A 6,264-nucleotide genomic window follows, 5' to 3' on the forward strand; every position below is an offset into this window, starting at 1 on the left:
ATCTTCAAAGCGTTAAAAGATGATGGCATAATAAGTTCCAATAACATTCTGATATTCACTGCATCCTCTGTTACTGATGTTGAGGTGCAAGAGATGCTAGCATCTGGTGCAAAGAGAGTCCTCAGAAAACCACTATCAATCGATGATCTGATAGGTGCTGTAGAAAAATTCCGTCCAATTTGAGAACAATGCCCCTGTACTTGGCTTGGCTTTTTGGCACTTAAATATCCGTATCATTCTTGATACTACCTACGTCTAATAACGGAATAACCACAACAAGAATAATTCATGAAACTACTGCTGTAATAGATGCAGAAGTAGCCTTGTTCTCTAAAACAAAGAATAAAGCTGATACTTATATGAACTTTACACGACCTCCGTTGGCCATTGGATTTGAGCCCATAAAAGAGGCCTTTCTCGATGCTAGGAAAAGAGGGGTGCATCTGAGGTATGTCACCGAGATAACTAGGGACAACCTAACTTATTGTAAAGAACTAATGCAAATAGTTCATGAGTTACGACATCTAGATGTTATTAAGGGCAATTTTATGGTAAGCGAGAGTGAATACATTGCTCCTTTGATTTTGATTGAGTCTGGAAAAATAGGCTATCAGGCAATATATAGTAACGCCAGCGAAGTTGTAGAACACCAACAATACGTGTTTGATAATTTGTGGGCCAATGCAATACCTGCTGAGGAAAGGATGAAAGAGATTGAGGAAGGAAGATCAATACACTATGAGACTAGGATACTAAGAAATCAAGATGAAATTGCTAGTAGAATAAAGGGTTTACTTGAGAATTCAAATGAACTATTAGTCTGTTCAGTCTGTTCAGGATCCAGTGGATTGCAATTAGGGTATGATAGATTCCTAGGTTTAGGTAATGATATATTAACTAAATCAAGAAGAGGGGAGCATAAAGGCATTTGGTTGCTTACTACTGCAATAAATAGGGATAGCATAGAACCATTGAAAATTCTTATGGATATGGGAATTCAGATAAAGCATATAAATAATATGCCGCCAATGAATTTTTCTGTTACCGATAAAGAGATTCAGGCTACCATAGACAAGATGGAAGGTGGAGATATTGCTCGAAGCGTTTTAGTGAGTAATGAACCTATGTACATAAATCATTTTCGATCCATATTTGAAGAACTATGGAAAAATGGAGTTGACGCTAAAATTAGAATAGCAGACATAGAACAAGGTGTAGATTCAGGAGAGGTAGACGCAATTCCAAGTTCATCTAGAGCAGGGGAGCTCTATTTAGATTTTGTAAGAAATGCACAAAAAGAAATTATGATAATGTTCCCTACCGCCAATGCTTTTCTTCGCCAGTACAATATTGGGGCCATAGGGTTAGCAATAGAGGCGGCGCAAAAGCGGAATGTGAAGGTCAAGGTCATAATGCCTAAGTATGAATCAACAGATCAATTGGTGAGAAGTCTAAAAGAAGAAGGTTCACCATTGCCGTCCCACCGTGTACCTAATTTTGACGTGAGATATATAGAACAGACTGTCTTGGATACTCATGCCACAGTTTTGGTTGTCGACAAAAGGCTTTATTTAGTTATGGAAATAAGAGATGACTCGAAAGCAACTTTTGATGAAGCAATCGGTCTTTCAATTTATTCTAACAGTAAAGCCGGTGTTTTGTCATATCTTTCTCTGATAGAAAATTTATGGCAGCAAAGTAAGTTATACCAACAGATAAAGGATTCAAATAGCAAACTAGAATTAGCAAATGAAAAACTTGATGAGGCTAATGAACAATTGAAAATAAATAATAAAATGCAGCAAGATTTTATCAATATAGCAGCTCATGAATTGCGTACACCAATACAACCTATTCTTGGTTTGTCTCAAATTCTACGACGTAAATCAAATGATCCTATAGAAGGCGAGTCTTTAGATATTATAGTTAGAAATGCGACTAGATTACAACGTCTTACAGAAGATATACTAGAAGTACAAAGGATTGAAAGCCAAACATTACAATTAAACAAGGAGAGATTTGATCTATATGAATTAATATCAAATGTTATTGCAGAGTACAAAAATCAGATTATAAAAGAAAAGAAAATCACTATTGATTTACTTCGAAACCCTAATGCTATGTCAACTATTGTAAATGCGGACAAAAATAGGCTTCTCCAAGTTTATGGTAATCTGTTAGATAACGCTATTAAATTCATTATAGAGGAAGGTACTATATCGATAAAAATAAGTGGTAGTGATAATAATAGTAATGCAATCACAGTTAGCGTCAGGGATACCGGTTCGGGGATAGATGTTGATCTATTACCTAGGCTATTTTCAAAATTTGTAACAAAATCATTTCAAGGAACAGGATTAGGCTTGTTCATTTGTAAAGGTATTATTGAAACACATGGTGGTAGAATATGGGCTGAGAATAACGAAGACGGTAAAGGAGCGACTTTTACCTTTACTCTACCGGCTCTAGAAGAGCCCATAAATGAATAAATGATAACACTACAGTTAGACTCCCAGTTAGAATAACAAGAGGCTAAACTAGTTATGTTAATATAATTTTTTAAAATTAATTCTATTTTGTACAGTACCTATATGTGGTCGGTATTTCTCGCACAACCTAATTTCTATGTTAACAGGTGATAGCAGCTGAAAACAAATGGTGATATCGCAGTGGCACACTAGACCAATATTTTCATCAGTCGTTAGTGTGTTTTGTGTTTTTGAAGTTAAGATACAATGCAATATCATATGCAATTTTTAATAGTCCTCCTATCAGAAAAGGTGCAAAAGCTAGCGATACAGATTGCAATATTGAACCAGCGATTGAAGGAGATATAGCTTGTGTTATATTCCTTGAGATATTTGTTATTCCAGTGGCAGCAGTTCTTTCATCCTCTTTCACAACTGAAACAATATAAGATTGTCTTGCAGGAACATCCATTTGAGATAAGGCCATTCTGGCAAAGTACAATCCCACTGCTATTGGGAGTGTAGGTGAGAATGCTACGAGAATTAACAGAATGTTCGACGGTGTATGGGTAAAAACCATCGTGTTAATCAAACCTATCCTGTCGGCAATTTTGGCAGATACGAGAAATGAAAAAGCAGTCAAAACTCCGGCCACAGAAAAAATGTAAGATAGTGTAGATAAATCAGCACCAAACCTTGTAAAAAACCAAAGTGATACAATGCTTTGTATAACAAAGCCACCCGCAAAAGAATCGATTGCAAATAAGGCAGATAATTTACCCACAATTTTCTTTGATTTTGGAGATAGAGTTTGTTTTAAAGGCTTTGTTATTTTTCTTTTGTTTTCAGAGGTCGCTAAACCTTCCACTTGTGTTTGTTCATTCTTTGCTATTTCAATTTTTGTCAATTCGACATCTTTTGAAAGTAAGAGATAAGCTACTAAAACAGCTGCTCCTATTATTCCATATAGAAGGAATAGTGATCTAATAGAGTCGGCTTCACTTAGACCAAATTGATTTTCGATGACTGCTGGCAATCCTGATATTAGAACACCTACTGACATCGCGAAAGTCCCAACCATATTGTAATAAGCGTAAAGTGTATTTCTTTTCTTACTATCCGTTACTGTTTGGGGCAATATAGCTTGTTCTATTGATAGAAATGCACCTGTTTCAGTACCTGTAACGTTGATTGTTCCGATTAAGGCGGCTATAATTAAGGCAACATAATTAGTTGTAAAAAAAAATATGATTCCAGATATTGACATTAGTACAGCATATAAAACCAGCATCTTCCTTCTTCCTATTCTATCTGCATAAAAGCTTGCCACAAGCGTGAAGATTATGCTATTTACTAAAGTAAATGTAAGTACCAAACCGATTAAGAATCCATCAAAACCCAACATTTTTAAATAAATTGAAATAATAATGCTCAGAAATCCATAAGCAAATGTTCTAAGTATTCTTGCACTTAAAAGCAGCTTTCCATCTTTTGAAATCCATTTAAGCGATAGTGAAGATCTAATCTTTAGTTTACACCTGACATAACAAAGCTAATGGGTTATTCTTAAATTGATGTCTATGCTTTAGAAAAGCGAATTAATCTTAAAAAATATGCTGCATCAGTAATAGCACATGGTAACATCCCGTCTAGTCTTGTCACTGCTATCCAGATCTTGATTTTTGATAACATCAATAAATAGTATAATCAAGTATTCATGGAGTGTGGTCTGCGGAATTAAAATAGTCCTCATATGTTTGAGATCATCGAATGATGTAATCACTCATCCCAAACGGCTCAGCAATTTAGACCAGATTGTACTTTTGGAATATATCCAACCCCTTCTAATCACCCGTTGTAAGCACACACCTAAACCTTGCTTTACCACTCATCATATGATTATATGCCTCAGCTGCGCGCTCTAATGGAAAGACTTCGTTCATAGGTCTGACACCAGAATGGACACTAAATGATAGCGTGTCCTGTGAATCGATCGATGTTCCGGAAGGCCAGCCCACCAAAGATCGACGTCCTAATATGAATAGAGTTGGGGGCACATTGATAGGCTCATCAGAAGCGCCAATTGCGACCAACTTTCCATTTACAGCAAGACCTCCAAGGATTTCGGTCATCGCTTTACCACTCGGAACCGTACCAAGTATGACTTTAGCTCCTCCAAGTTTGTTAAGTTCTTCGACTGCATTCTGTGACCGGTTATCAATGTATTGCTTTGCGCCAAGCTTCTTTGCTAATTCTTCTTCCTTGTCTTTTGATCGCCCTATAGCTACAGTATTGAAACCCATCTTGGCAGCAAACTGAATTCCAAGATGGCCAAGTCCTCCTATCCCAAGAATAGCAACCACATCCTCTGCACGTGCTCCACTATTTCTAAGAGCATTATATGTGGTAATGCCAGCACACATAAGAGGCGCTGCTTCCATAGCTGAAAGCTGCTCTGGAATTGAAGCTACAGCTTCGACTGGTACATTCACATAATCTGCATAGCCACCATCGTATGAAATGCCTGGTACCTGGGCGTATTTACATGTAACAAAATCCCCGCGCCTGCACGAATCACAATGACCACAGTGACCTCCATGCCATCCTACGGCTACTCTCTGCTTAGGTTTCCATTCTGTGACGTCATTCCCGACTTGGTCTATAATTCCTGCAATCTCATGGCCAGGTACTCTTGGATATTTAATGCCAGGCAATAATCCTTCTTTGGTGAAAGAATCACTATGGCATATGCCGCATACTTGTACCTTGATACGAACTTGAGTAGCACTTGGTTCTTGAATATCTCTCTCCACAAGCTCAAGAGGACCATTAGCTTTAGAAACTTGGACTGAACGCATGTATAATGTGATAGTAGATTGTATAGTTAATAATAGTATAATGATTACATTACCACGCAAAGTTCAGATCTTGCGACAGGAAATCCTAACTGACATATACAACTACTAGAACCTTTCTGAAATTGTGATCTAGATATTTTATAACAATTTATTTGCTCAAATTAGACGATGAAAAGTTCGTTTAGATAGTTTACATAAGGAGCTAAGCCATTTAGGCAATCGTTACAGTATAGTCTTCAAAACGCCCGAATTAATTACTATATTGCATTGCGGATGGAAGAAGATTATTGTTCACCACTATTGGCCATGAGAAGAGAGGCATTGCCAGACAGACTTTGACTATATAATTATCGAAAATGTTAGATCAAAAGATGAAGGTGGAACACGACAGGCGGCAAGCCGCAGCTTTGGAGAGAAAAATAATTATTTCATAATAGAATGTTTAGACCGATAGCCTGTAGCATCTAGGTTGATAACAACAATAATGTGAAGAAATTTACAAATTTTAAGTCTGCCGCTACGTTACTAGATGGGATAAGTGCTAAGGACAGATTGATAAGAATCTCGGCATTTTATGGACTACCTACATGGAAGATGATTTTAATTAATCAGAACGGATAGCCTCGACGAACCAGCTAGGTAACATGTTTCTATTTTTCCTAACAAAATATCCAAATGCTGTATCTAATACGTATGTCTTAGCCCAATCCTCTTTTGACCTCACAGATCTACCATATCCTTGTACTAGTCTCAAGGCAGTTTGCCAATTATACCATTGTTCATTTGCCTTTCTTTTAGCATCTATCCATCTATCACTTTTGTTAGGGTAAGGTACTTTTGTTATAATTTGGAACCGGGATAGATTATCTTTTAGGTCAAGCCCCATATGTAACGATGGTGACATTAGAACCGTTGGTTTTGTACTATTAACATGTTCT

5 protein-coding genes are annotated in these 6,264 nt (G+C 37.0%); 2 read left to right on the forward strand and 3 right to left on the reverse strand.

Translation table 11 applies throughout. The features are described from left to right. Together DYY65_RS08405 and DYY65_RS08410 are read left to right on the forward strand one after the other, a co-directional pair. A partial coding sequence (locus DYY65_RS08405; protein ID WP_162477521.1) for a hypothetical protein occupies positions 1-183 on the forward strand: 183 nt, incomplete at its 5' end. 56 nt (positions 184-239) lie between these two features. Next, positions 240-2,489 (forward strand): ATP-binding protein, encoded by a 2,250-nt coding sequence (locus DYY65_RS08410; RefSeq protein ID WP_162477522.1) that lies wholly within the window; start codon positions 240-242, stop codon positions 2,487-2,489. Between the two features lie 205 nt (positions 2,490-2,694). Here the strand turns inward: DYY65_RS08410 and DYY65_RS08415 are convergent, their stop codons facing one another. The 3 genes from DYY65_RS08415 to DYY65_RS08425 all read right to left on the reverse strand — a co-directional run. Then, the gene (locus tag DYY65_RS08415) at positions 2,695-3,993 is read right to left on the reverse strand and encodes an MFS transporter (RefSeq protein WP_370519334.1); all 1,299 of its coding nucleotides are present in this window, start codon (positions 3,991-3,993) and stop codon (positions 2,695-2,697) included. Positions 3,994-4,312: 319 nt separating this feature from the next. Next, positions 4,313-5,326, reverse strand: coding sequence for an alcohol dehydrogenase (locus DYY65_RS08420; RefSeq protein WP_162477523.1), 1,014 nt, complete (start codon positions 5,324-5,326; stop codon positions 4,313-4,315). Positions 5,327-5,930: 604 nt separating this feature from the next. Next, positions 5,931-6,264: helicase C-terminal domain-containing protein (locus DYY65_RS08425; RefSeq protein WP_236561747.1), on the reverse strand; the 334-nt coding region annotated here is incomplete at its 5' end.

This window comes from Nitrososphaera sp. AFS (genome assembly GCF_009898475.1).
Lineage (GTDB): Archaea > Thermoproteota > Nitrososphaeria > Nitrososphaerales > Nitrososphaeraceae > Nitrosopolaris.